General features: G+C 62.1%; 22 protein-coding genes. 13 read left to right on the top strand and 9 right to left on the bottom strand.

The window, feature by feature from the left end; genetic code table 11:
• Positions 1 to 86: 86 nt before the first annotated feature.
• The 3 genes from GST84_05020 to GST84_05010 all read right to left on the bottom strand — a co-directional run bounded on the left by GST84_05020 (position 87) and on the right by GST84_05010 (position 2,962).
• Positions 87 to 956 carry an ATPase gene (locus tag GST84_05020; protein XGB11752.1) on the bottom strand — a complete coding sequence of 290 codons (870 nt, stop codon included), beginning with the start codon at positions 954 to 956 and terminating at the stop codon, positions 87 to 89.
• A gap of 73 nt (positions 957 to 1,029) precedes the next feature.
• Positions 1,030 to 2,022: an NAD-dependent epimerase/dehydratase family protein gene (locus GST84_05015; protein XGB11751.1), complete on the bottom strand. Its 993-nt coding sequence runs from the start codon at positions 2,020 to 2,022 to the stop codon at positions 1,030 to 1,032.
• Between the two features lie 49 nt (positions 2,023 to 2,071).
• Positions 2,072 to 2,962, bottom strand: coding sequence for an ArgP/LysG family DNA-binding transcriptional regulator (locus tag GST84_05010; protein XGB11750.1), 891 nt, complete (start codon positions 2,960 to 2,962; stop codon positions 2,072 to 2,074).
• 101 nt (positions 2,963 to 3,063) lie between these two features.
• Here GST84_05010 and GST84_05005 point away from each other — a divergent pair, with 101 nt between their 5' ends.
• The 11 genes from GST84_05005 (at position 3,064) to GST84_04955 (ending at position 17,495) form a co-directional block, all read left to right on the top strand.
• On the top strand, positions 3,064 to 3,663 hold the full coding sequence (locus GST84_05005; protein ID XGB11749.1) for a LysE family transporter: 600 nt from the start codon (positions 3,064 to 3,066) through the stop codon (positions 3,661 to 3,663).
• Positions 3,664 to 3,934: 271 nt separating this feature from the next.
• Positions 3,935 to 4,531, top strand: a complete 597-nt coding sequence (locus GST84_05000) for a superoxide dismutase [Fe] (protein XGB11748.1) — start codon at positions 3,935 to 3,937, stop codon at positions 4,529 to 4,531.
• Positions 4,532 to 4,781: 250 nt separating this feature from the next.
• On the top strand, positions 4,782 to 6,833 hold the full coding sequence (locus GST84_04995; GenBank protein XGB11747.1) for an EAL domain-containing protein: 2,052 nt from the start codon (positions 4,782 to 4,784) through the stop codon (positions 6,831 to 6,833).
• Positions 6,834 to 6,991: 158 nt separating this feature from the next.
• Complete coding sequence (locus tag GST84_04990; GenBank protein XGB11746.1) at positions 6,992 to 8,326, top strand: peptidase; 1,335 nt, start codon at positions 6,992 to 6,994, stop codon at positions 8,324 to 8,326.
• Between the two features lie 141 nt (positions 8,327 to 8,467).
• The gene (locus GST84_04985; GenBank protein ID XGB11745.1) at positions 8,468 to 8,950 is read left to right on the top strand and encodes a hypothetical protein; all 483 of its coding nucleotides are present in this window, start codon (positions 8,468 to 8,470) and stop codon (positions 8,948 to 8,950) included.
• A 13-nt stretch (positions 8,951 to 8,963) separates the two neighbouring features.
• Positions 8,964 to 9,350 (top strand): hypothetical protein, encoded by a 387-nt coding sequence (locus GST84_04980; GenBank protein ID XGB11744.1) that lies wholly within the window; start codon positions 8,964 to 8,966, stop codon positions 9,348 to 9,350.
• A gap of 109 nt (positions 9,351 to 9,459) precedes the next feature.
• Positions 9,460 to 10,887 carry a c-type cytochrome gene (locus tag GST84_04975; protein XGB11743.1) on the top strand — a complete coding sequence of 476 codons (1,428 nt, stop codon included), beginning with the start codon at positions 9,460 to 9,462 and terminating at the stop codon, positions 10,885 to 10,887.
• Between the two features lie 19 nt (positions 10,888 to 10,906).
• Entirely contained in the window at positions 10,907 to 11,971 is a 1,065-nt protein-coding gene (locus GST84_04970) for an imelysin (GenBank protein XGB11742.1), read from the top strand.
• 2 nt (positions 11,972 to 11,973) lie between these two features.
• A complete protein-coding gene (locus tag GST84_04965) occupies positions 11,974 to 13,071 on the top strand; it encodes a DUF1513 domain-containing protein (GenBank protein XGB11741.1) in 1,098 nt (365 codons plus the stop codon).
• A 218-nt stretch (positions 13,072 to 13,289) separates the two neighbouring features.
• A complete protein-coding gene (locus GST84_04960) occupies positions 13,290 to 14,438 on the top strand; it encodes an efflux RND transporter periplasmic adaptor subunit (protein ID XGB11740.1) in 1,149 nt (382 codons plus the stop codon).
• Between the two features lie 12 nt (positions 14,439 to 14,450).
• Positions 14,451 to 17,495, top strand: coding sequence for a multidrug efflux RND transporter permease subunit (locus tag GST84_04955; protein XGB11739.1), 3,045 nt, complete (start codon positions 14,451 to 14,453; stop codon positions 17,493 to 17,495).
• Between the two features lie 108 nt (positions 17,496 to 17,603).
• Here the strand turns inward: GST84_04955 and GST84_04950 are convergent, their stop codons facing one another.
• The 5 genes from GST84_04950 to GST84_04930 form a co-directional block, all read right to left on the bottom strand.
• On the bottom strand, positions 17,604 to 17,834 hold the full coding sequence (locus GST84_04950; GenBank protein XGB11738.1) for a hypothetical protein: 231 nt from the start codon (positions 17,832 to 17,834) through the stop codon (positions 17,604 to 17,606).
• On the bottom strand, positions 17,834 to 18,532 hold the full coding sequence (locus GST84_04945) for an InaA protein (GenBank protein ID XGB11737.1): 699 nt from the start codon (positions 18,530 to 18,532) through the stop codon (positions 17,834 to 17,836). Before GST84_04945 ends, GST84_04950 begins: the two co-directional genes overlap by 1 nt.
• Before the next feature lie 6 nt (positions 18,533 to 18,538).
• Positions 18,539 to 19,219: a methyltransferase domain-containing protein gene (locus GST84_04940; GenBank protein ID XGB11736.1), complete on the bottom strand. Its 681-nt coding sequence runs from the start codon at positions 19,217 to 19,219 to the stop codon at positions 18,539 to 18,541.
• Between the two features lie 107 nt (positions 19,220 to 19,326).
• A complete protein-coding gene (locus GST84_04935; protein ID XGB11735.1) occupies positions 19,327 to 20,637 on the bottom strand; it encodes a HAMP domain-containing protein in 1,311 nt (436 codons plus the stop codon).
• On the bottom strand, positions 20,627 to 21,310 hold the full coding sequence (locus GST84_04930) for a response regulator (GenBank protein XGB11734.1): 684 nt from the start codon (positions 21,308 to 21,310) through the stop codon (positions 20,627 to 20,629). Before GST84_04930 ends, GST84_04935 begins: the two co-directional genes overlap by 11 nt.
• 183 nt (positions 21,311 to 21,493) lie before the next feature.
• Here GST84_04930 and GST84_04925 point away from each other — a divergent pair, with 183 nt between their 5' ends.
• A complete protein-coding gene (locus GST84_04925; protein ID XGB11733.1) occupies positions 21,494 to 22,222 on the top strand; it encodes a phosphatase PAP2 family protein in 729 nt (242 codons plus the stop codon).
• A gap of 47 nt (positions 22,223 to 22,269) precedes the next feature.
• On the opposite strand, the gene GST84_04920 is transcribed toward GST84_04925, so the two are convergent.
• The gene (locus tag GST84_04920) at positions 22,270 to 23,190 is read right to left on the bottom strand and encodes an iron-sulfur-binding ferredoxin reductase (protein XGB11732.1); all 921 of its coding nucleotides are present in this window, start codon (positions 23,188 to 23,190) and stop codon (positions 22,270 to 22,272) included.
• 249 nt (positions 23,191 to 23,439) lie between these two features.
• Between GST84_04920 and GST84_04915 the strand changes: the two genes are divergently transcribed.
• On the top strand, positions 23,440 to 24,963 hold the full coding sequence (locus GST84_04915; GenBank protein ID XGB11731.1) for a fumarate hydratase: 1,524 nt from the start codon (positions 23,440 to 23,442) through the stop codon (positions 24,961 to 24,963).
• The last annotated feature ends 68 nt before the right edge of the window (positions 24,964 to 25,031 follow it).

Here is a 25,031-nt window from a genome sequence, read left to right as displayed (position 1 = left end):
CCGCTCCCACCGGTACGGCGAAAAGCTTGAAAGCTGTTCTTGATCCTGTGAGAGCGGGCGTGCCTGCGAATAAGGCTCAGCTGATGTCACGGACGAGCGTTGATCTGTTGCTGCAGGTTCTGAATCTGGCTTTGCAGCGTGTTCAGGTTACGCGTCATCTGCGCCCGGAAGGCATCGAACTCCTTCACCGAAGCACCACTGGAGGACGCCGCAGCCGGGCGGTTGTCGATCTGGCTCTTGAGCACGACCATGTCCTGCTCCAGGCTCTGGATAGCCGCACTCGGGTTGCCCTGCTTCTTCAGTGCTGCCACCTCGCCACCCAAACTCTTGAGCTGGCCGTCCAGCTTGCCGCCATCAACCTGTGCAGCCTTCAGCGCGGCAACCTGCTCGTTCAGGCTCTTTAACTGGGCATCCAGCTTGCCACCATCGACCTGACCCGAACGCAACGCCGCCAGCTCGCCATTCACCAGCTTCAACTGCGCCTGCAACTGGCTTTGCAGCTCGGTCACGGCCTTCTGCTGTTCTCGCGTATCGGCCAGCACCTGCTCCAGACGCTTGCCCAGGTCGCCGGTCTGACCGGCAACACCCTTCTGCAACTGGCGCAGCTGTAGCTTCAATGCCTCAGTGCTGGTAGTGGCGCCTGACTCGGTGGCCGCCACCTTGCCACTGATCGCCTGAAGGCGGCCAGCCGCCTCCTCACTGATGCGGGCAAAGCTTTCCTGGGTGGCCACCAGTTGCTGCTCCATCAGCGAGATCTGCTGGAAACTCCACCAGCCCAGGCCCGCCAACGCGATGAAGGAGGCTCCGATCAACGCCCACAACGGCGCCGTGCTGGCCCCGCGGGCGGCTTTCTGGCGGCTGCGCATCACATGCGCCGGCATCAGTTCGTCATCATCAACCGTTCCCGCCCGCAAAGTTGGCACGTCATCAAAGTCATCGTGAACATGGTTACGCATGGATACATTCAACCGCCGAAGTCACATAGAGGCACGAGTATAAACCGCCAGCGCGGCGCATTGATGACCATTGTCAGCCGGGCGGCAAATGCTTCCACCAGCTGCAGAACTCATCCACCGCCGTCCACAGGCTGACCTTGGGCTGGTAGTCCAGATACTGCCGGGCACGGCTGATATCCAGGGTGAAATCACGGCTCATCACCTGCATCCCCAGGCGCGACAAGGTCGGTTGCGGGCGCCCTGGCCATAACATGCAGGCCGCCTCGTTCAGGGCGGCCAGGCTATAGGCAAGGCCATAGGAACGGTAGCGGGTCACCTGGGGAAGCTGCATCTGGCGCATCACGTAGTTGACCACGTCCCACAGCGGCAGTGGCTGACCGTTGCTTATGTTGTAAGCCTGGCCCAGCGCCCGATCATCAGCGAACAATGCACTTAGCAGCGCCTCGTTGAGGTTGTGCACACTGGTGAAATCGACCTTGTTCAGGCCGTTGCCGATGATCGCCACACGCCCTTTGCGCTGCATTTGCATCAGCCGCGGAAAGATACTGGCATCGCCAGCGCCGGTGACGAAGCGCGGGCGCAGCGCCAGCACTTCCAGACCGAACTCCTGGGCACCGAACACTTTCTGCTCGGCCAGGTACTTGGTTTGCCCATAGTGATCGTGAAAGCGACGCGGCACCTGGTCTTCACGGATGTCCAGACGCGAACGGCCATTGAAATAGATCGACGGCGAAGACAGGTGCACCAGGCGCCGTACATGCTCTTTCAGGCAGCCCTCGACCACGTTTTCGGTAACCACCACGTTGCCCTGGTAGAACTCCTGATAGCGTCCCCAGTTACCCACCGCGCCAGCGCAGTGCACCACGGCTTCGACACCCTGACACAAACGCCGGGCCAACTCGGCGTCCCCCAGATCGCCCGGGATGAACTGTGCGCCACGCTTGACCAGGTGCTCGACCCCTTCGGCACGGCGGCCGCTGACACGCACGTCCAGGCCTTGCTCCAGAGCGAAACGCGCAAAGCGCCCGCCAATGAAGCCACTCGCGCCGGTGACCAGAATTCGCATGTAACACTCCGTCTTGCCAGATTTCAGATGCAACTGACGCTAGCCATGACTACAAGGGCACCAGCCAGTGCTGTGCGGTGTGCCGCAAGTGGTCAGTCAGTTGCGCAAGCAATTGCCCGCCATTGCGCCAATGATGCCAGTACAGCGGCACATCGATGGGGGTATCGCGACAGATTTCCACCAATTGCCCACTGGCCAATTGCTCCCGGGCCTGCAGTTCGGGCACCAGGCCCCACCCCAATCCTGCCTCTGTCATACGCAGGAAGCCTTCGGATGAAGGGCACAGGTGGTGCAGAAAACCACCCTCCATGCCCAGCGATGCCAGGTAGCGGTGCTGCAGGAAATCGTCCGGGCCGTACACGATCGCCGGGGTACGGGCCAGGCGGCTGGCGACAAAACCTTGGGGGAAGTGCCGCGCCATGAACACGGGACTGGCCAGCGCCCGGTAGCGCATGGCCCCCAGTGGCAAACTGCGTGCTCCGGCTACCGGTCGCTCACTCCCACACAGGCAGGCTGCCACCTCGCCGGCACGCATGCGTTTAAGCCCCACTTCCTGGTCCTCTACCACCAGCTCGGTCAGCACGTTCTGTTGTGCGCAGAAGTTGCCCACCGCGCCAGCCCACCAGGTGGCCAGGCTATCGGCGTTGAGGGCGATGCGCAGGCGCTCCGGCATGCCTTCTTCGTCCAGCGCCGGTACCTGGCGCTGCAGGTCGCGCTCGAGCAGGCGCACCTGCTGCACATGGTTGAGTAGCTGGCGGCCGACTTCGGTCGTGCCGGGCGGCGTGGCACGTACCAGGACCGGCTGGCCGACCCGCGCCTCAAGCAACTTGATGCGCTGGGAAATGGCCGACTGCGACAAGCCCAATACCTGCGCTGCACGCTCGAAACCGCCTTGTTCGATCACTGCCGCAAGGGCAGCCAGCAGCTTGTAGTCTAACATCGATTTTCCTAATGGGTGATCAGCTTTATTTGTTTTTCTTATACAGCGCCGAACATCACAATGGCCAGCATCTTCCGTGACCCTTTTTGGAGAGCCCTGCCATGTGGCAAAGCTATCTCAATGGCATGCTGGTGGCCTTCGGCCTGATCATGGCCATCGGCGCCCAGAACGCCTTCGTCCTCGCCCAGAGCCTGCGCCGTGAGCATCATCTGCCGGTGGCAGCGCTGTGCATCGTCTGTGATGCCATCCTCGTAGCCGCCGGGGTGTTCGGCCTGGCCACCGTGCTGGCGCACAACCCGACCTTGCTGGCAATTGCCCGCTGGGGCGGCGCGGTGTTCCTGATCTGGTACGGCGCCAAGGCGCTGCGCAGCGCCTGCTCCAAGCAGAGCCTGCAGCACCAGCAGGGCCAGGGCGTCCGTTCCCGTCGCGCCGTGCTGCTCAGCGCCCTGGCGGTGACCCTGCTGAACCCGCACGTGTACCTCGACACGGTGTTGCTGATCGGCTCGCTGGGCGCCCAACAGTCCGCCCCTGGCGCCTACGTGGCCGGTGCGGCCAGCGCTTCGCTGCTGTGGTTCTCGACCCTGGCCATTGGCGCGGCCTGGCTGGCACCGTGGCTGGCGCGGCCGGCGACCTGGCGGATGCTCGACCTGATGGTGGCAGTGATGATGTTTGCAGTGGCTGCGCAACTGATCTTCAACTGACCTCGGGGTTTGGCGCGCCATATTCATCGACTGCAAGATCGAGCGGCACTCGGTCTCACATTTGACACCAGCGCAAGGGCGAGCCGCCGGTCGGCTCAGCCCAACCCCTCCGGAACCTCTATTCCCTATGTTTGTTGCGTGGTTATGCGCCGGGCCCGGTGCTATGATCCAGCGCTTGCGTCGCAAAGAGTACAGACTCGCCGACGCTTATCGGGCCGCCCGTGATCGGCCTTGCGCAAACCGCAAACAGACCTGAATCAGGAGATCCACCATGGCTTTTGAATTGCCGCCGCTGCCGTACGCCCACGATGCCCTGCAGCCGCACATCTCCAAGGAAACCCTGGAGTATCACCACGACAAGCACCACAACACCTATGTCGTGAACCTGAACAACCTGGTCCCAGGCACCGAATTCGAAGGCAAGACCCTGGAAGAGATCGTCAAGAGCTCTTCGGGCGGCATCTTCAACAACGCCGCTCAAGTCTGGAACCACACCTTCTACTGGAACTGCCTGTCGCCAAACGGCGGCGGCCAGCCGACCGGTGCACTGGCTGACGCCATCAACGCCGCTTTCGGTTCCTTCGACAAGTTCAAGGAAGAGTTCACCAAGACTTCGGTCGGCACCTTCGGTTCCGGCTGGGGCTGGCTGGTGAAGAAAGCTGACGGTTCCCTGGCCCTGGCCAGCACCATCGGCGCCGGCTGCCCACTGACCAGCGGCGACACCCCGCTGCTGACCTGCGACGTCTGGGAACACGCCTACTACATCGACTACCGCAACCTGCGTCCGAAGTACGTCGAGGCGTTCTGGAACCTGGTCAACTGGGCCTTCGTTGCCGAGCAGTTCGAAGGCAAGACCTTCAAGGCCTGAGCCATTCAGCCTTGATCAAGAAACCCGGCCATGTGCCGGGTTTTTTTGTGCCTGTATTGCCCGCAAAGAGGCTGCCACGGTTTTGCTTGCTCAGCCCGCATACCACGCTAACATCAAACCTCTGGAAGATTGATACAGCGCATTCAAGTTGCGGGGTCAGGCAACCGATACACTGCTAATGGTCGGCCGGTAGTGTATCGTCATCGTTGATGGCAAAATGATGCCATGCGCATGGATTAAGGAAACCCCATTGAAGCTGGAATTGCGGAACAGCTTGTCGGTCAAGTTGCTCAGGGTCGTGCTGCTGTCGGCGCTGGCGGTCGGCGTCGTGCTCAGCTGTGCGCAAATCATCTACGACACCTACAAGACCCGCCAAGCCGTGAACAATGATGCCCAGCGCATCCTCGACATGTTCCGCGACCCTTCGACCCAGGCGGTGTACAGCCTCGACCGTGAAATGGGCATGCAGGTCATCGAAGGCCTGTTCCAGGACGAGTCAGTGCGCATGGCCTCCATTGGCCATCCCAACGAAACCATGCTGGCAGAAAAGTCCCGCCCGCTGCAGGACATGTCCATGCGCTGGTTCACCGACCTCATCCTCGGCCAGGAACGCACCTACACCACGCAACTGGTCGGTCGTGGCCCTTACAGCGAATACTACGGCGACCTCAGCATTACCCTCGACACCTCGTCCTACGGTAAAGATTTCCTGATCAACGCGGTGATCATCTTCATTTCCGGCGTACTGCGGGCCATGGCCATGGGCCTGGTGCTGTACCTGGTCTACCACTGGCTGCTGACCAAACCGCTGTCGAAGATCATCGAGCATCTCACCCAGATCAACCCTGACCGCCCCAGCCAGCACCAGATACCGCTGCTCAAGGGCCACGAGAAAAACGAACTGGGCCTGTGGGTGAACACCGCCAACCAGTTGCTGGCCTCGATCGAACGCAACACCCATCTGCGCCACGAAGCGGAAAACAGCCTGCAACGCATGGCCCAGTATGATTTCCTCACCGGCCTGCCCAACCGCCAGCAACTGCAGCAGCAACTGGACAAGATCCTCATCGACGGCGGCCGCCTGCAGCACCGCGTGGCAGTGCTGTGCTTAGGCCTGGACGACTTCAAGGGCATCAACGAACAATTCAGCTACCAGGTCGGTGACCAGTTGCTGCTGGCCCTGGCCGACCGGCTACGCGCCCACAGTGGCCGCCTGGGCGCCCTGGCGCGGCTGGGCGGTGACCAGTTCGCCCTGGTACAGGCCAATATCGAGCAGCCCTACGAGGCTGCCGAACTGGCGCAGAGCATCCTCGACGACCTGGAAGTGGCGTTCGACCTCGACCACGAGCAAATCCGCCTGCGCGCGACCATCGGCATCACCCTGTTCCCCGAAGACGGCGACAGCACCGAAAAACTGCTGCAAAAAGCCGAACAGACCATGACCCTGGCCAAAGTCCGTTCGCGCAACCGCTACCAGTTCTATATCGCCAGCGTCGACAGCGAGATGCGTCGCCGTCGCGAACTGGAAAAGGACCTGCGTGAAGCCCTGCCGCGCAACCAGTTGTACCTGGTGTACCAGCCACAGATCAGCTACCGCGACCACCGGGTGGTTGGCGTAGAGGCCCTGCTGCGCTGGCAGCACCCGGAACTGGGCATGGTGCCACCCGACCAGTTCATCCCCTTGGCCGAGCAGAATGGCAGCATCATCAGCATCGGCGAATGGGTACTTGATCAGGCCTGCCGACAACTGCGCGAATGGCACGACCAGGGCTTCAGCGACCTGCGCATGGCGGTCAACCTGTCAACCGTGCAACTGCACCACAGCGAGCTGCCACGGGTGGTCAACAACCTGCTGCAAGCCTATCGCCTACCACCGCGCAGCCTGGAACTGGAAGTCACTGAAACCGGCCTGATGGAAGACATCAGTACCGCCGCCCAGCACCTGTTGAGCCTGCGCCGCTCCGGGGCGCTGATTGCCATCGACGACTTCGGCACTGGCTACTCGTCCCTCAGCTATCTGAAGTCGCTGCCGCTGGACAAGATCAAGATCGACAAGAGCTTCGTTCAGGACCTGCTCGACGACGATGACGACGCCACAATCGTTCGCGCCATCATCCAGCTGGGCAAGAGCCTGGGGATGCAGGTGATCGCCGAGGGCGTGGAAACCGCCGAACAGGAAACCTACATCGTTGCCCAGGGTTGCCACGAGGGCCAGGGCTACCACTACAGCAAGCCGCTTTCGGCCCGTGAACTAACTCACTTCCTCAAACAAGCGCAACGCAGCCGGGTTTCGGTTTCCTGAGGCCACCTGCCCGGTTACAGGCCGTGACCCGGATTTACACGAATTGCGCGCCCGCCCCTTTACAGCAAATGCAAATCTTTCGCATGATGTTGTAGTTTCGCGTGCCACGGCGCACGGTCCACCCCTTGGTCCAACCACACGATGCAGGAAAACCAATAATGATTCGAATGCCTCTGGCCTCCGCCAGTCTGCTGGCCATTGCCATCGCCCTCGCCGGTTGCGGTGAAGGCAAGGACGAAAAAGCCGCCGCGGCGCAAGCCCAGGCACCTGCTGCTGCCACCGCCGCTGCTGCGCCAGGCGCTGTCGACGAAGCAGCCGGCAAAGCCGTGGTCAAGCATTACACCGACATGGTCTACGCCGTGTACAGCGACTCGCTGAGCACTGCCAAGACGCTGCAGACCGCAGTCGACGCGTTCCTGGCCAAGCCCAACGACGAAACCCTGAAGGCCGCCAAGCAAGCCTGGTTCGCCGCACGCGTACCGTACCTGCAGAGCGAAGCCTTCCGCTTTGGCAACACCATCATCGACGACTGGGAAGGCCAGGTGAACGCCTGGCCCCTGGACGAAGGCCTGATCGACTATGTCGACAAGAGCTACGAGCACGCCTTGGGCAACCCGGCGGCCAGCGCCAACATCATTGCCAACACCGAGATCCAGGTGGGTGAAGAGAAGGTCGACGTCAAGGACATCACCCCCGAAAAACTGGCTGGCCTGAACGAGCTGGCTGGCTCCGAAGCCAACGTTGCCACGGGCTATCACGCCATCGAGTTCCTGCTCTGGGGCCAGGACCTGAACGGTACCGGCCCAGGCGCTGGCAACCGTCCGGCATCCGACTACCTGGAAGGCCAGGGCGCTACTGGCGGCCACAATGACCGCCGCCGTGCCTACCTGAAAGCGGTTACCGACCTGCTGGTCACCGACCTCGAAGAGATGGTCGGCAACTGGGCACCGAACGTCGCCGACAACTACCGCGCCAAGCTGGAAGCCGAGCCTGTCAACGACGGCCTGCGCAAGATGCTGTTCGGCATGGGCAGCCTGTCGCTGGGCGAACTGGCGGGTGAGCGCATGAAAGTTTCGCTGGAAGCCAACTCGCCGGAAGACGAGCAGGACTGCTTCAGCGACAACACCCACTACTCGCACTTCTACGACGCCAAGGGCATCCGCAACGTCTACCTGGGCGAGTACACCCGCCCGGACGGCACCAAGCTGACCGGCCCTAGCCTTTCGTCGCTGGTCGCCAAGGTTGACCCAGCCGCCGATGCAACCCTCAAGGCCGACCTGGAAGCCACCGAGGCCAAGCTTCAGGTAATCGTCGACCATGCCCTCAAAGGCGAGCACTACGACCAGCTGATCGCCGCCGACAATGCTGCAGGTAACCAGGTCGTGCGTGACGCAATCGCCGCACTGGTCAAGCAGACCGGGGCGATTGAGCAGGCCGCGGGCAAGCTGGGTATTGCCAACCTGAACCCGGACACTGCGGATCACGAGTTCTGATCCTGCTGTAGCGCTTCAACGCAAACGCCCGGCCTTGTGCCGGGCGTTTTCATTCGCTGCCGGGTAAAACGCTTCCTGCTGCCTGGCGTACGCGCAAATGCTCATCCTGTAGGCCTTCGATCAAAGCTAACAGGAGGCACAGTGCTGCAGATTCTTGATGTCTGGGGCGAAGGCCGAATCGTCCAACGCATGAATGGGGGGGACCTCATTACCGGATTCAACGATGCGTACAACCTGAACAAGGCCGGCCAGCTCATCTCCAACGGGCCGTTCGCAGGCGGGCACATTCCCAACCTCATCGTCGTATACGAATACGATGCTCCGGACTTTCCCCTCGACGACCATGCAGTCCCTCACGTGACGCTGATGGGCGCTCCGATTACCCACCACGTGGCCGAGGAAATGTGCCGGGTAGTTGCCCGCCCCGGCAAGATCTACCTGTACGACCCCAACGAAACCGACCGCCGGATGTTCGAAGCGGTCGCCAGTGACCAAGGGCTGCAACTGCTCGGTCGCTTTCATCCCGCCGAGCTCGACCCCCCGTTCAACGAAATCACCTTGCTCGCGGCCTATGTCTATCGCGCCCCGACTAGCCCCTTACCCCGCCCGAAAACTGAACATTAAGAGGAAACACCACATGGCCAACGTCACCTACTTGCGCTCCATCGCCAATAACACCCCTTATACCTTGACCCTGATCGACGGTGAAAACCGCAGCAACAGCCTGGCAGTCGGCGCCCAGCACGTCTGGAATGGCTCGCTGGCCATCCCATGGATCGGCAGATCGACTGAGAACCACAAGGCCTTGCGCCTGATCCTCGGCCCGTCTGCCGACACCAGCATCTGGATATTCCAGGACTACTGGCAACCTGCGCACGAGGACGCAGTCAAGTGCATTACTGCCTCTTCCATGGAATACACCAGCGAACAAGTCATCGAAGTCACCGGCGATAATCGCGGTGGCGGCAACAAAAACCTGATCGTCAACCTGGTCAACCGAAACTTCATGCTCTATATGGCCTGACCAACTGCGCTCACGGCAATTTCATCAAGCAAACGCAAATTGCTCTTATTCAATGATCCTGGGCCTGCTAAGCTGCACGCCGGTTTTTCGCTCACGCCCAGGATTTTCGATGTCCTTGTCGCTGTCCCGACTCCCTCCCCTGCTGCTGGCCTGTGCCCTGGCCGCCTGTGACGACGCCCCGCGTTTCACCCACGCCGAGCCCGGCGAAGCGTTATCGGGTGGCAAGGCGACCGTGCAGCGCAGCGATCGCAATGCCTATTCCCTGCCCTCGGCCAACCTCTCGCCAGAGCAGCGCCTGGACTTCGCCGTTGGCAACAGCTTCTTTCGCAACCCCTGGGTGATTGCCCCGTCCACTACCACCGCGCGTGATGGCCTGGGCCCGCTGTTCAATACCAACGCCTGTCAGAACTGCCACGTGCGCGATGGCCGTGGCCACCCACCAGAGCCGGGTGACAGCAACGCGGTGGGTATGCTGGTGCGCTTGTCGATCCCCGACCAACCCTACCTGGCCAAAGTGATCGAGCGCCTCGGCGTGGTGCCAGAGCCAGTCTATGGCACCCAGTTGCAGGACATGGCCGTCCCCGGCGTGGCGCCGGAAGGCAAGGTGCGGGTCAGCTACTCCAGCGAAACCGTGTCATTCAAGGACGGCCACCAGGTCGAGTTGCGCAAGCCAGCCCTGCAAATTACCCAGCTCGGCTATGGTGTGATGCACCCCGACACGCGCTTTTCGGCGCGGGTGGCACCACCGATGATCGGCCTGGGCCTGCTTGAAGCTATCCCCGAAGCCGACCTGCTGGCCAACGAAGACCCGGACGACCGCAACCGCGATGGCATCCGCGGGCGGGCCAACCGTGTATGGGACGATGCCCAGGGTAAAACGGTGATCGGCCGCTTCGGCTGGAAAGCCGGGCAGCCCAACGTCAACCAGCAGAACGTGCACGCCTTTGCCGGCGACATGGGTCTGACCAGCACCCTGCAGCCCAAGGACGATTGCACCCCGGCCCAAACCGCCTGCCTGTCCGCACCTAACGGCGACGGGGCCGATGGCGAGAAAGAAGTCAGCGACAACATCCTGCGCCTGGTCACGTTCTACACCCGCAACCTGGCTGTGCCGGCCCGCCGCGACGTCGGCTCGCCACAGGTACTGGCGGGCAAGAATCTGTTCTACCAGGCAGGTTGCCAAGGTTGCCACACACCGCAGTTCACCACCGCCGCCGACGCCGCCGAACCAGAGTTGGCCGACCAGGTCATCCGCCCCTACAGCGACCTGCTGCTGCATGATATGGGCCCGGGGCTGGCCGACGAGCGCACCGAATTTGCCGCCAACGGCCAGGACTGGCGCACCGCGCCGCTGTGGGGCATCGGCCTGAGCGAAACGGTCAGTGGCCACAGCCAGTTCCTGCATGACGGCCGCGCCCGCAACCTGCTTGAAGCCGTGCTGTGGCACGGTGGCGAAGCCGAGGCGGCACGCAACTTCGTACTCACTTTCAATGCCGAGCAGCGCGCCGCGTTGCTGGCGTTCCTGAACTCACTTTAAACGCGCAAAGGAGCCGGGCATGTTCCGACCCAAACTGTTGTTCACAAGCCTCGCCGCACTCGCCCTCGGTGCCTGCTCGCCACAAGACCCGCAAGCAGTGACCTCCGCCGCTATCGCCAACCAGGTGATCCTGCCTACCTACAGCCGCTGGGTCGAAGCCGACCGTACGTTGGCTGCCAGCGCCCTGGCCTACTGCGAAGGCAAGGAAAGCCTGGACAAAGCCCGCGCCGACTTCCTCAACGCACAAAAAGCCTGGGCCGAGCTTCAGCCGCTGCTGGTCGGCCCGTTGGCCGAAGGCAACCGCGCCTGGCAGGTACAGTTCTGGCCCGACAAGAAAAACCTGGTCGGCCGTCAGGTCGAGCAACTGGTCAACGGCGACAAGCCAGTTGATGCTGAAGCTTTGGGCAAGTCCAGCGTAGTGGTACGTGGCCTGTCGGCCTATGAGTACATCCTGTTCGACAGCAAGCCGGACATCGCCACTGCCGAGCAGAAGGCCCGCTACTGCCCGCTGCTGGTGGCCATCGGCGCGCACCAGAAGGCCTTGGCAGAGGAAATCCTCAAAGGCTGGAACAGCACCGACGGCATGCTCTCGCAGATGACCAAGTTCCCCAACCAGCGCTACGCAGACTCCCACGAGGCGATCGCCGATCTGCTGCGCGCCCAGGTTACCGCTCTGGACACCCTGAAGAAGAAGCTCGGCGCACCGATGGGCCGTCAGAGCAAGGGCATCCCGCAGCCGTTGCAGGCCGAGGCCTGGCGCAGCCACAATTCGATGAACAGCCTGCAGGCCAGCCTCAAGGCCGCCGAAGCCGTCTGGGTCGGGGTAGACAACCAGGGCCTGCGCGGCCTGTTGCCCAGCGGTCAGAAAGCGCTGGCGGACAAGATCGACGCCGCCTACGCTACCTCGCTCAAGTTGCTGGCCGATAACCAGAAAACGCTGGGTGAGCTGCTGGCCGACGACGCCGGTCAGCAAACCCTCAACCAGATCTACGACAGCCTCAACGTCGTCCATCGCCTGCACGAAAGCGATCTGGCCAAGGCACTGAACATCCAGCTGGGCTTCAATGCCAACGACGGTGACTGATCATGCTGCGACGCCAGGCACTCAAACTCGGTAGCGTATTGCTCAGTGCCCTCACCTTGGGCGGCTGGAGCCTGTTCCGCAACAAAGGCAGCGAACCCTTGCTGCTCTCGGCGCGTGACAACGGCAACGGCCAGCACTTTGCCGTAGGTTTTCGCCTGGACGGCACACAGGTGTTCAGCACCCAGGTCGCTCAGCGTTGCCATGCCATCATCCACCACCCCGAGCAGCCAATCGCCCTGTTCGTCGCCCGCCGCCCTGGTACCGAAAGCTACCTGATCGACCTGCGTGACGGCCGCCTGCTGCAAACGGTAGCCTCGCAGCCTAACCGGCACTTCTATGGCCATGCCGTGGTACACAAAGACGGCGAATGGCTGTATGCCACCGAAAACGACACCACCGACCCGGGGCGGGGCGTGCTTGGCGTGTACCGTTTCGAAGGCGAGCGCCTGGTGCACACTGGCGAGATACCGACCCACGGTATCGGCCCGCACGAGGTTGCCTGGCTGCCCGACGGCGAAACGCTGGTCGTGGCCAATGGCGGTATCCGTACCGAAGCCGAAAGCCGTGTCGAGATGAACCTCGATGCCATGCAACCTAGCCTGGTGCTGATGCAGCGTGACGGCACCCTGCTGAGCAAGGAAACCCTGGCCCAGCAGATGAACAGCGTGCGACACCTGGCAGTGGCCAGCGATGGCACCATCGCCGCCTGCCAGCAGTTCATGGGCGATGCCGATGAAACTGCCGAGCTGCTGGCGATCAAGCGCCCGGGCGAGCCATTCAAGGCCTTTCCGGTGCCGGAGCGGCAACTGCAAGCCATGGCCCAATACACCGCAAGCGTTGCCATCCACAGCGAGCTGCGGCTGGTAGCGCTGACGGCGCCGCGGGCCAATCGCCTGTTCGTCTGGGACCTGGACAGCGGCGCGGTGCGGCTGGATGCCCCGATGCCCGACTGCGCAGGCGTTGGCGCAGTGAAGGACGGCTTTGTCGTCACCTCCGGGCAGGGCCGTTGCCGGTTCTACGATTGCCGCAAGGCCGAACTGGTCGGGCAACCGATGAACCTGCCGTCCGGTTTCTGGGACAACCACCTGCATCTCGTCTGATTTTTCTGTTGCATTCACTGCCTCTTTCGCGGCTAAAGCCGATTCCACAGGGTTCTACACGGTCCCTGTGGGAGCGGTTTTAGCCGCGAAAAGGCCGGCACAGGCATTTCACACCCCTCCTCCCGAAAAACAGTCAATACTTCCCCCATCCACACGTGGGCAGGATCGCCCGTTGTCGTGTAGAAACGAATAACAACTGCATCCAAGGAACCGGACCTATGCTGCGCCGCCGCATGCTCATCATGTTGGCCGTTGTTCTGCTGATTCTGCTGGCCCTGGGGGGTTACAAAGCCTTCTCGATCTACCAGCAGATCCAGATGTTCACTGCCCCCAGACCGCCCATCACCGTGGCGGCTGCCATGGCCGAACAGCGCCAGTGGCAAGAGCGCCTCCCCGCGGTCGGCAGCCTCAAAGCGCTGCAGGGCGTGGATCTGAGCCTGGAGGTGGAAGGCATCGTCAAATCCCTGCACTTCGACTCAGGCCAGCAGGTCAAGGCCGGGCAACTGCTATTGCAGCTCAACGACGATCAGGAAACAGCCCTGCTCGGCACCGCCCAGGCCGACCTGGGCCTGGCCAAGGTCGATTTCGGCCGTGGCAGCCAGCTGGTCGGCGATTCGGCCATCTCCCGCGGCGAATTTGACCGCCTTTCCTCCCAGTACCGGCGCAACCAGGCAGTGGTCGAGCAGCTCAGGGCGCAGAAGATCAAGAAGAGACTCAATGCACCTTTCAGCGGCACCATCGGCATCCGCCAGGTAGACATCGGCCAGTACCTGGCCGCCGGCACGGTGATCGCCACCCTGCAAGACACGTCCAGCCTGTACGTAGACTTCAACGTGCCGGAACAGGCCCTGCCACACCTGAGCCTGGGCCAGCAGGTGCTGGTGCAAGTGGCCGCCTATCCGGGCCAGCGCTTCCCCGCCAACCTCAGCGCCATCAACCCCAAGGTCGAGGAAACCACGCGCAACCTGCTGGTACGCGCCACCATGGCCAACCCCGACGGCAAACTGCTGCCAGGCATGTTCGCCAGCCTGTTGATCCTGCTGCCCAACCCGCAGCCGCAAGTGGTGGCGCCGGAAAGCGCCATTACCTACACCCTGTATGGCAACTCGGTGTATGTCGTCTCACCGAAAAAGGACAAGAACGGCAAGCAGGAAAACGACGACAAGGGCCAACCCCTGCTGATCGCCGAACAGCGCACAGTACAGACTGGCGAGCGCCGAGACGGTGTGGTTGTGGTCAGCAAAGGCCTGCAGGCCGGGGAACAGGTGGTCACCGCAGGGCAGCTGAAACTCACCCCCGGTGCCGCGATACGCATTGGCCAGGACAACGCTCTCAAGCCCGAACCGGGCGCAGCGGCCAAGGACTGACAGGAGGCTGGCATGGCGTTCACCGACCCGTTCATCCGCCGCCCGGTGCTGGCCAGCGTGGTCAGCCTGCTGATTCTGCTGCTCGGCTTCCAGGCCTGGAACAAGCTGCAGATCCGCCAGTACCCGCAAATGGAAAACGCCCTGATCACGGTCACCACTGCCTACCCCGGGGCCAACGCCGAAACCATCCAGGGCTACATCACCCAACCATTGCAGCAGAGCCTGGCCAGTGCCGAAGGCATCGACTACATGACCTCGGTGAGCCGGCAGAACTTCTCGATCATTTCCATTTACGCGCGCATTGGCGCCGACAGCGACCGACTGTTCACCGAGCTGCTGGCCAAGGCCAATGAGGTGCGCAACAAGTTACCCCAGGACTCCGAAGACCCGGTACTGAGCAAGGAAGCTGCCGACGCCTCGGCGCTGATGTACGTCAGCTTCTACAGCAAGGAAATGAGTAACCCGCAGATCACCGACTACCTGTCACGGGTTATCCAGCCCAAGCTGGCCACCTTGCCGGGCATGGCCGAGGCGGAGATCCTCGGCAACCAGGTGTTTGCCATGCGTTTGTGGCTGGACCCGGTGAAACTGGCCGGTTTCGGCCTTTCGGCTACCGACGTGACCAATGCCGTACGCCGCTACAACTTCCTTTCCGCCGCAGGCGAGGTCAAAGGCGAATACGTGGTCACCAGCGTCAACGCCAGTACCGAGCTGAAGTCGGCCGAGGCGTTCGCCGCCCTGCCGCTCAAGACCAGCGGTGACAGCCGCGTGCTGCTGGGCGACGTGGCGCGGGTCGAGATGGGCGCAGAAAACTACGACACGGTCAGCTCGTTCGACGGCACCCCGTCGGTCTATATCGGCATCAAGGCCACCCCGGCCGCCAACCCGCTGGATGTCATCAAGGAAGTGCGGCGCATCATGCCAGAGCTGGAAAGCCAGCTGCCCTCGGCACTGAAAGTGTCGATTGCCTACGACGCCACGCGGTTCATCCAGGCTTCGATCGACGAAGTGATCAAGACCTTGGGCGAAGCGGTGCTGATCGTCATCGTGGTGGTGTTCCTGTTTCTCGGTGCCCTGCGCTCGGTGCTGATTCCGGTGGTGACCATACCGTTGTCGATGATCGGTGTACTGTTTTTCATGCAGATGATGGGCTACTCGCTCAACCTGCTGACCCTGCTAGCCATGGTGCTGGCCATCGGCCTGGTGGTGGACGATGCCATTGTGGTGGTGGAAAACATCCACCGGCACATGGAAGAAGGCAAGTCGCCGTTCGACGCGGCCCTGCAAGGCGCGCGCGAAATCGCCATGCCAGTGGTGTCAATGACCATCACCCTTGCCGCGGTGTATGCACCGATCGGCTTCCTGACCGGGCTCACTGGCGCGCTGTTCAAGGAGTTTGCCCTGACGCTGGCCGGGGCGGTGATCATTTCCGGTATCGTTGCCCTTACCCTGTCGCCAATGATGTGCGCCTTGCTGCTGCGCCGGGAGCAGAACCCGAGCGGCCTGGCCCACCGCCTCGACCAGCTGTTCGAACGCCTGAAGGGGCGCTACCAGCGCTTGCTGCACGCCACCCTCGATAGTCGGCCGGTGGTGCTGGTGTTTGCCGTGATCGTCCTGTGCCTGATCCCGGTGCTGCTCAAATTCACTCAGAACGAACTGGCGCCCAACGAGGACCAAGGGGTGATCTTCATGATGAGCAGCTCGCCCCAGCCGACCAACCTCGACTATCTCAATGCCTACACCGACGAGTTCACACCGCTGTTCAAGACCTTCCCCGAATACTATTCGTCGTTTCAGATCAACGGTTTCAATGGCGTGCAGACCGGTATCGGTGGCTTTTTGCTCAAGCCTTGGAACGAACGTGAACGCACACAGATGGAGCTACTGCCGCTGGTGCAGGCCAAACTCGAGGAAATCAGCGGGTTGCAGATCTTCGGCTTCAACCTGCCGTCGTTGCCCGGCACTGGCGAGGGCTTGCCGTTCCAGTTTGTGATCAATACCGCTGGCGACTACCCGGCACTGTTGGAAGTGGCCCAACGCATCAAGAAGCGCGCTCAGGAATCGGGCAAGTTCGCCTTCCTCGATATCGATCTTGCCTTCGACAAGCCCGAAGTGGTGGTGGACATCGACCGGGCAAAGGCGGCACAGATGGGGGTGTCGATGGACACCATCGGCAGCACCCTGGCGACCCTGCTGGGCGAGGCGGAAATCAACCGTTTCACCCTTGAGGGCCGCAGTTACAAGGTGATCGCCCAGGTTGAACGGCCGTACCGCGACAACCCCGGCTGGCTGAACAATTACTACGTGAAGAACGACCAGGGCCAATTGCTGCCGCTGTCGACCCTGATCACCCTCACCGACCGTGCTCGCCCACGTCAGCTCAACCAGTTCCAGCAACTGAACGCTGCGATCATCCAGGGTGTACCCATGGTCAGCCTGGGCGAGGCGCTGAAGACCGTGCAGGACATAGCTCGCGAAGAGGCCCCGGAAGGCTTTGCCTTCGACTACGCCGGCGCGGCCCGGCAGTACGTTCAGGAAGGTAGCGCATTGTGGGTCACCTTCGGCCTGGCGCTGGCGATCATTTTCCTTGTACTGGCTGCCCAGTTCGAAAGCTTCCGCGACCCGTTGGTGATTCTGGTGACAGTGCCGTTGTCGGTCTGTGGCGCGCTTTTGCCGCTGTTCCTGGGTGTGTCGAGCATGAACATCTACACCCAGGTCGGGCTGGTGACTTTGATCGGACTGATCAGCAAGCACGGTATCCTGATCGTAGAGTTCGCCAATCAGCTACGTCAGGAGCGGGGCCTGAGCGTGCGCGAAGCGATCGAGGAAGCAGCGGCCATTCGCCTGCGACCGGTGCTGATGACCACGGCGGCCATGGTGTTCGGCATGGTGCCGCTGATTCTGGCAACCGGGGCGGGAGCGGTCAGCCGTTTTGACATCGGTATGGTGATTGCCACCGGGATGTCGATTGGCACGCTGTTTACCTTGTTTGTGTTGCCATGTATCTACACCCTGCTGGCGCACAAGGCGAGCGCCAAGGAACCTGCAATCGCTTGAGCCAAACTGTGGGCGCGGGCTTGCCCGCGAAGAGGCCGGCAACGCAGGCGCAAAAAGCCAGAGGCCCCGCAATCGCGAGGCCTCTGGTTTTTCCAGCTAACGCAGGGTTCAACCGAATGGACGCAACCCTTGACGCAAGCCAAACAGGAACAGCAAAAGGTCATGGTCCGGCTCGGTCCGGGCCTGCTGCGGTTTTGCATCCCGCGGCAACGCGCATTGGTCTGCCATTTCTGCCTTGCTGAACACCGTCGGTCTCGGCTCTTCCCAGGCAGCCACCGCCACGGTGGTCACCGCCAGGCCAGCTACCAGGAACAAAGCTCGAGCAATTTCTAGTTTCATTACTCTAACCCTTTGACAGCGCTGCCAAACGCCATCTTGTAAAAGTAGAGCAGTGTCCGCCATTCTGCGTCATTGAGCGACGAATGGCGGCGTAGCTGACGCAAGTCATTGCCGGCCGCACGCTGGCAACTGATACGCCGCCTGCACTTTTCCAGGTCCAGCAGCGCCACTTCGACGCGAGCCTGGTCGCCCTCGCCGATCACCTTGATGAATACGTGCTTGCCATACAGGCAGCCGTGTTGCCAGTGCCCCAGGTGCATCCGCGCCAGGTTTTCCGCCAGGTCCTTGAGCATGCGCTCATGCACCACCTGCGGGTAACGCTCGCGGGCACCTTCGGCATGCCAGGTGTCGAGTTCGACAAAACCGTCCAGCGCTTCGCTGACCAGCAGCGCGCGCCACTGGTGCTCGGCATCGCGCTCCGCACCACAGAAGACGATACGCGGTACACGCACGCCCAACTGCTCGAAACTGTTCAGCGCATCGAGTTCACGCAATACCGTCGGCCGACCAAAAGGGTGCAACAGGCTGCGGTAGATATGCCCAACCTGGCGCTTGGCATACAACAGCTTGCCATTGGCATCGTTGAGGCGTTGCACGCCACTTTCACCGCCGCGGCGCTGGTTAGGCTCCTCGACCCACTCGCCTTGCTGACGCCAGTAAAAATCGAACCGCGATTCCCCTTTATGGGCTACAGCCATCAAACACTACCCCTTACGCAATACGTAGACTCGCCACATGGCATAGAACGGCAGGAAGTCGAGGCGTTCCTGGATTCTGAAGCCGGCAGCCCTGAATTCTTCTTCGACCGTTTCGGCAGGTAACACGAAACGGTTCTGGTAATTATCCTGTTCGGCTTTGGCGCTACGGCGCAGCTCCAGCTTTTTCCGGCGCCAGGCCTTGAAGTTGCCATCCACCCACAGGGACAGGATCACACTATCACGGCTAACCCGCTGAAATTCCGAAAGTATGGTCTTTCTGTGCGCCGCCTCGCCAATGTGGTGGAACAGGCGCATGCAGAAGATGCTGTCGACGGCGTTATCCGGCAGGTCGATGGCAAAGGCCGAAGTCTGCAACGGCCGTACCCGTGCGACCACCTCTGGCGGTTGCGCCGCACAGGCAGTCTCGATCATGGCCTCGGAGTTGTCGGCACCGATGATTACCCGATTGGGCTTTTCCGCCAACAGCGGCCAGAAACGGCCCGCACCGCATGGCAGGTCCAATACCAGGCCGGGCTCGCCAGCCAATGCCAAGGCGCGGCGCGCCAACTGCTCATCTCGCTTGTGGGAAAGGCGTCGCGCCAGGCCGGCCTGGTGCTTGAGAAAGTACTCGCGCGCATGGTCTTTGTCGTACTTCTCGGAAAATTCAAGCTTGATGGGGCTACGCATTGGGCATCTCCTGACTCCATTGCGCCCACATTAGGTATGCAAGCGTTGGAATCAGGTCATGCCAGTGTGAAAAAAACGTTGAGTACCAGTTGACCTGATACAAGAAATTACCCGACCAAGGCGTCCGGGTCACCTTTGGTTGCGGTGTTGCTCAGGTCCACCTGGAAGCGGCAGCCATGTGGCAAGGTGGATGTCAGGGTGACACGCCAGCCCTGGTCGTCACAGATCCGCTGTACCAGCGAAAGCCCCAGCCCCAGGCCCTCGCCACGCCGTTCATCGCCGCGCACGAACGGCCTGAACATGGCCTCGCGCTGCTCTTCGGGGATACCCACGCCGCTGTCTTCTACGCTGAAACCGTTGGCTTCCAGGCTCAGGCGGATATACCCACTGTCGGTGTAGTGCGCAGCATTACGCAGCAGGTTGCCCATCACCGACTGCAGGAAGGTGGCGTTGTACAGCACAGGGCTAGCACTCACGCGGCCATCGAAATACAGGGTGAGGCCTTTCTGTTCGATGGTGTCGCGCCACACCCCGATAAGTTCGTCGGCCACTTCGCGCAGGGTCGCCCGTGACGCCACCGCGCCCTCATCACGCTGCGCCCGGGCCAACATGAGGAAGGTCTTGACCAGCTCGCGCATTTCTTCGGTAGCCCGCGCAACCCGCTCCACCTGGCTGCGCGCGCGGGCATCGAGGCCAGGGTTTTCCATCAGAAGCTCGCAAGAGGTAGCCAACACCATCAACGGCGTGCGTAGTTCGTGGCTGACGTCGCTGGTGAACAGCCGCTCGCGGGTCAGCGCATCACGCAAGCGGCCCAGGGTATCGTCGAAAGCCACTGCAAGCTGGCCGACTTCGTCTGCCGCATAATCCGGCGCCAGCGGTGGGGCCAGGCCCAGTAACTGATCGCGGTGGCGCACCTGACGCGCCAGGCGGATGACCGGTGCCATTACCCGACGTGCAACCAACCAGCCAAGGATGACCGCCAGCACCAGGCTGAGCACGAAGCCCACCACAACCACGGCAAACAGTATGCGCTCACGCTCCTCGAAGTCGCTCTGGTCCTGCAGCAGTACATAGCGGCGACCATCGACGATCTCGACCATGGCGTGGTACGACAGCTGGTCTCGGAACACTTCGTGGAAACCGCGGTCGAGGTGACGCAGGTCCTTGGGCAGCTCGAAGTCGTCACGCCCACCACTGAAGTAGAACAGCTGGTCCGGGCGAGGCCGATGACTCCAGTCACTGACGCTGTCCATACGCAGCAGGCGCTGCAGATCACCGCCCAGTACCGAAGAAATCAGTCGTTCCTCGACCAGGTGCACCGTGGCGACGATACCGAATGCGAAGGCCCCGGCCACCAGCGCGCTCATCAGGGCAAAGGCGATGATGATGCGCTGGGCAAGGCTTTGCTTAAACTCCATCGCGGCCCTCGGCGAGGCGATAGCCGACGCCATGGACGGTATGCAGCAACGGTTTTTCAAACGGTTTGTCGATCACCTGGCGCAACTGATGCACATGGCTGCGCAGGCTGTCGCTATCAGGGCAGTCATCGCCCCACAAGGCTTCTTCCAGCACCTCGCGGCGCAGTACGTGCGGGCTTTTCTGCATCAGTACCGCCAGCAGCTTGAGGCCGACCGGGTTGAGCTTCAGCAGGCGACCCTGGCGGGTTACCTCGAGGGTATCGAGGTCGTAGCTGAGGTCAGCCACCTGCAGGGTGCGCCGCCCACCGCCCTGGGCACGGCGCAGCACCGCTTCGATGCGCGCCGCCAGCTCCGACAGGGCAAATGGCTTGAGCAGGTAGTCGTCAGCCCCAGAGCGGAAGCCCTGTAGGCGATCGTCCAGTTGGTCACGGGCAGTGAGCATGATCACCGGCGTGTCACGGCGGGCATCTTCGCGCAGGCGCTTGCACAAGGTGTAACCATCAATGCCTGGCAGCATGATGTCGAGGACGATCAGGTCGTAGTGCTCGGTGGCGGCCAGATGCAGCCCGGACAGGCCATCCTGGGCACAGTCGACGGTGTAGCCTTTCATGCCCAGGTAATCGGCCAGGTTGGCCAGGATATCGCGGTTGTCTTCAACCAAAAGAATGCGCATCGGTTTCTCCTGTGCGGCGCTTCTCGCTGTGGTGCGCGGCAGGCGCAGCTTAAGGCCTATGCCTGCACGGTGCCAGCCCTTGGGAAAATTCACCCCACTTGACAGTTTTTTCACTGATCCTTCACGGACACAGGATAGCGGGCGGCCGAAAATACCCGATCTTTTTCGCGCCCTGGAGCCGTCATGCAGCAACGCACCCGCCCTCGCCCGATCAACTACTGGCTGTACCTGGGGATTCCCCTGGCGACTGCGCTGGCCCTGATCCTGCTGGAACTGACTTCAGTCGACATGGATGTCGCCAACCTGTTCTTCGACCCCGCTGCCGGGCAGTTCATTGGCCGCCACAGTTACGTGTTGGAAAACATCCTGCATGACCGGGTCAAGCAAGTGGTGATCCTGTTGGGGGTGATATCGCTGCTGACCTTTGCCGCGAGCCTTTTCTGGAAGCGCCTGTTTGGCTGGCGCCGTGAACTAGGCTGCCTGGTGCTGGCGCTGGGCTTGTCGACAGCGTTTGTCACGCCGCTGAAAAAAGTCACCCAGGTGCAGTGCCCTTGGAGCCTGACCCAGTTTGGCGGCACCGAAACGTACAGCAAGCTGCTGGAACCACGGCCGCCTACCAACAAGCCTGGGCTGTGCTGGCCGGGCGGGCATGCCGCGACCGGGTTCTGCCTGTTCGCCTTGTTCTTCATGCTGCGTGATCGCAAGCCGCGCCTGGCGCGGGTGGCGTTTTTAGTAGCCCTGGTAGCAGGGTCGATACTGTCGGTGGGCAGGATGATGCAGGGGGCGCACTTCCTGTCGCACAATGTGTGGACAGCAGTGTTCTGCTGGTTGATCGGACTGGGGTCGTATTACCTGGTTCTCTATCGGCGGGCGCAGGCCGAGGTGCCCGTCGCCGAGCACAGCGCCGCATGAAAGAGGGAGGGGCCGCTTTGCGGTCCCTTCGCATCACAAGGCTGCCCTCAGGCATGCTCGACGAACACATCAGCAAACACCTGCCCCCGCGGCACGCCTGCGATGAACATCCGCCGGGCAAACCGCTCGACACTCCCAGGCGCCCCACACAGCAGCACCACCGTCTGCCGCGACAACAGCCGCATCCCGGCCAACGCTTCATCCATCTGTTCCACCAGCACCAACTCGACACTCACCCCTGGCAGCTTCAGCAGCGGCTCCGCCAGATAGTGCCCCGCCGGATCCCGCGCTACATGCAGCACGCGGATTTCGCCCCGATGCCCCAGGCGCAACGCTTCGCGCAAGATACCCCAGAGCGGCGCCAGCCCGGTTCCCGCGGCCAGCAACCACAGCGGCCGCTCCTGCCAATCAGGGTCGTAATGAAGGGCTCCGCCTCTGAACTCACCCAAATGCATCTGATCGCCCACCTGCAGCCCACGCGCCCTGTCGCAAAAGGCACCAGGTCGCTGGCAATCGATATGAAACTCGAGAACATCATCCTCACCCGGCAGGCTGGCCAGGGAATAAGGCCGAGCAACCGCCTCCAGCCACAGCACCACATGCTGCCCCGCCTGGTAACGCACCGCCCGCGCGGGCCGCACCCGCAGGCGCAATACATCGCCAAACCAGTCCAAAGCGCAGACCTGCGCCGGTACGCCACCCTGCCGGGGGTCGTATAGCGCCACACGCAGGTCCTCGACCACCCGGCACTGGCATGCCAGGCGCCAGCCCTGAGCGTGTTTCTCCAACGCCAATGCCTCGGGCAAAGCGTCCGCCGGTTGCCCATCCAGGCAGTGCACCAGACAAGCGTGGCAACTGCCGGCGCGGCAACTGTAGGGCACATTCAGCCCCGCCTCGTTGAGGGCATCGAGCAGGTTGCTGCCAATGGGCACCACCCAGCGGCGCTCGCCCACGCAAATTTCGGGCATGTTCGGTACATCTCCTGCTATCCAAGGCTCACTGTAAGCCAAGCAGAGCACACCAGCAAAATAGATGCCGGCACGCTGCCGACCATGGTCCAGACCGGCCGCAGGTGTGCCGGGCACGGATGCGCGCTATACTGCCGCGCCTTTTTCCGTCGGCCTGACCTGCCGGCGCCTTGCAAGGCGTTTCGACGTGCTGGTCGGCTATGTCGAGCGTCTTTTTGAATGTTCCCGTCTTTAAGAGGAGCGCGCTGCATGACCGTGATCAAGCAAGACGACCTGATTCAGAGCGTCGCCGACGCCCTGCAATTCATCTCGTACTACCACCCCGTCGATTTCATCCAGGCCATGCACGAGGCCTATCTGCGTGAGGAGTCGCCTGCTGCACGCGACTCCATCGCCCAGATCCTGATCAACTCGCGCATGTGCGCCACCGGCCATCGTCCAATCTGCCAGGACACCGGTATCGTCACCGTGTTCATCCGCGTGGGCATGGACGTGCGCTGGGACGGCGCCACCATGAGCGTCGACGACATGATCAACGAAGGTGTGCGTCGCGCCTACAACCTGCCTGAGAACGTCCTGCGCGCTTCGATCCTGGCCGACCCAGCCGGTGCCCGCAAGAACACCAAGGACAACACCCCGGCAGTGATCCACTACTCCATCGTCCCTGGCGACAAGGTCGAAGTGGATGTTGCAGCCAAGGGCGGCGGCTCGGAAAACAAGTCGAAGATGGCCATGCTCAATCCGTCCGACTCGATCGTCGACTGGGTACTGAAGACCGTGCCGACCATGGGCGCTGGCTGGTGCCCGCCTGGCATGCTCGGCATCGGCATCGGCGGTACCGCCGAGAAGGCCGCGGTCATGGCCAAGGAAGTGTTGATGGAGTCCATCGACATTCACGAACTGAAAGCCCGTGGCCCACAGAACCGCCTGGAAGAAATCCGCCTGGAGCTGTTCGACAAGGTCAACCAGCTGGGCATCGGCGCTCAAGGCCTGGGTGGCCTGACCACTGTGCTCGACGTCAAGATCATGGACTACCCGACCCACGCGGCGTCCTTGCCGGTGTGCATGATCCCCAACTGCGCCGCTACCCGCCACGCCCACTTCGTGCTCGATGGCACCGGCCCGGCAGAACTGGAAGCGCCGTCGCTGGACGCCTACCCGGAAATCGTCTGGGAAGCCGGCCCGAGCGCCCGTCGCGTCAACCTCGACGACATTACCCCGGAAGAAGTGGCCAGCTGGAAGCCGGGCGAAACCATCCTGCTCAACGGCAAGATGCTGACTGGCCGCGATGCCGCGCACAAGCGCATGGTTGAAATGCTCAACCGTGGCGAAGAGTTGCCGGTAGACCTGAAAGGCCGCTTCATCTACTACGTAGGCCCGGTCGATCCGGTGGGTGACGAAGTGGTAGGCCCAGCCGGCCCGACCACTGCTACCCGCATGGACAAGTTCACCCGCCAGATCCTTGAGCAGACTGGCCTGCTGGGCATGATCGGCAAGTCCGAGCGTGGCCCGACCGCCATCGAAGCGATCAAGGACAACAAGGCTGTGTACCTGATGGCCGTTGGCGGCGCTGCATACCTGGTAGCCCAGGCCATCCGCAAGTCGAAGGTGCTGGCCTTCGCCGAGCTGGGCATGGAGGCGATCTACGAGTTCGAAGTCAAGGACATGCCGGTGACCGTCGCCGTGGACAGCAACGGCGAGTCGGTACACATCACTGGCCCTGCCCTGTGGCAGAGCAAGATTGCCGAAAGCCTGGCCGTTGAAGTGAAGTAACCTGATGTAACTGCGGCGGCTGCTTCGCGGGCAAGCCCGCTCCCACAAGTTCAGCGCAAGCCAGAAGG

This window comes from Pseudomonas putida, from assembly GCA_041879295.1.
GTDB lineage: Bacteria > Pseudomonadota > Gammaproteobacteria > Pseudomonadales > Pseudomonadaceae > Aquipseudomonas > Aquipseudomonas putida_Y.
Note: the sequence above shows the minus strand (reverse complement) of the source record. Positions and strands in the feature narration are given on the sequence as shown.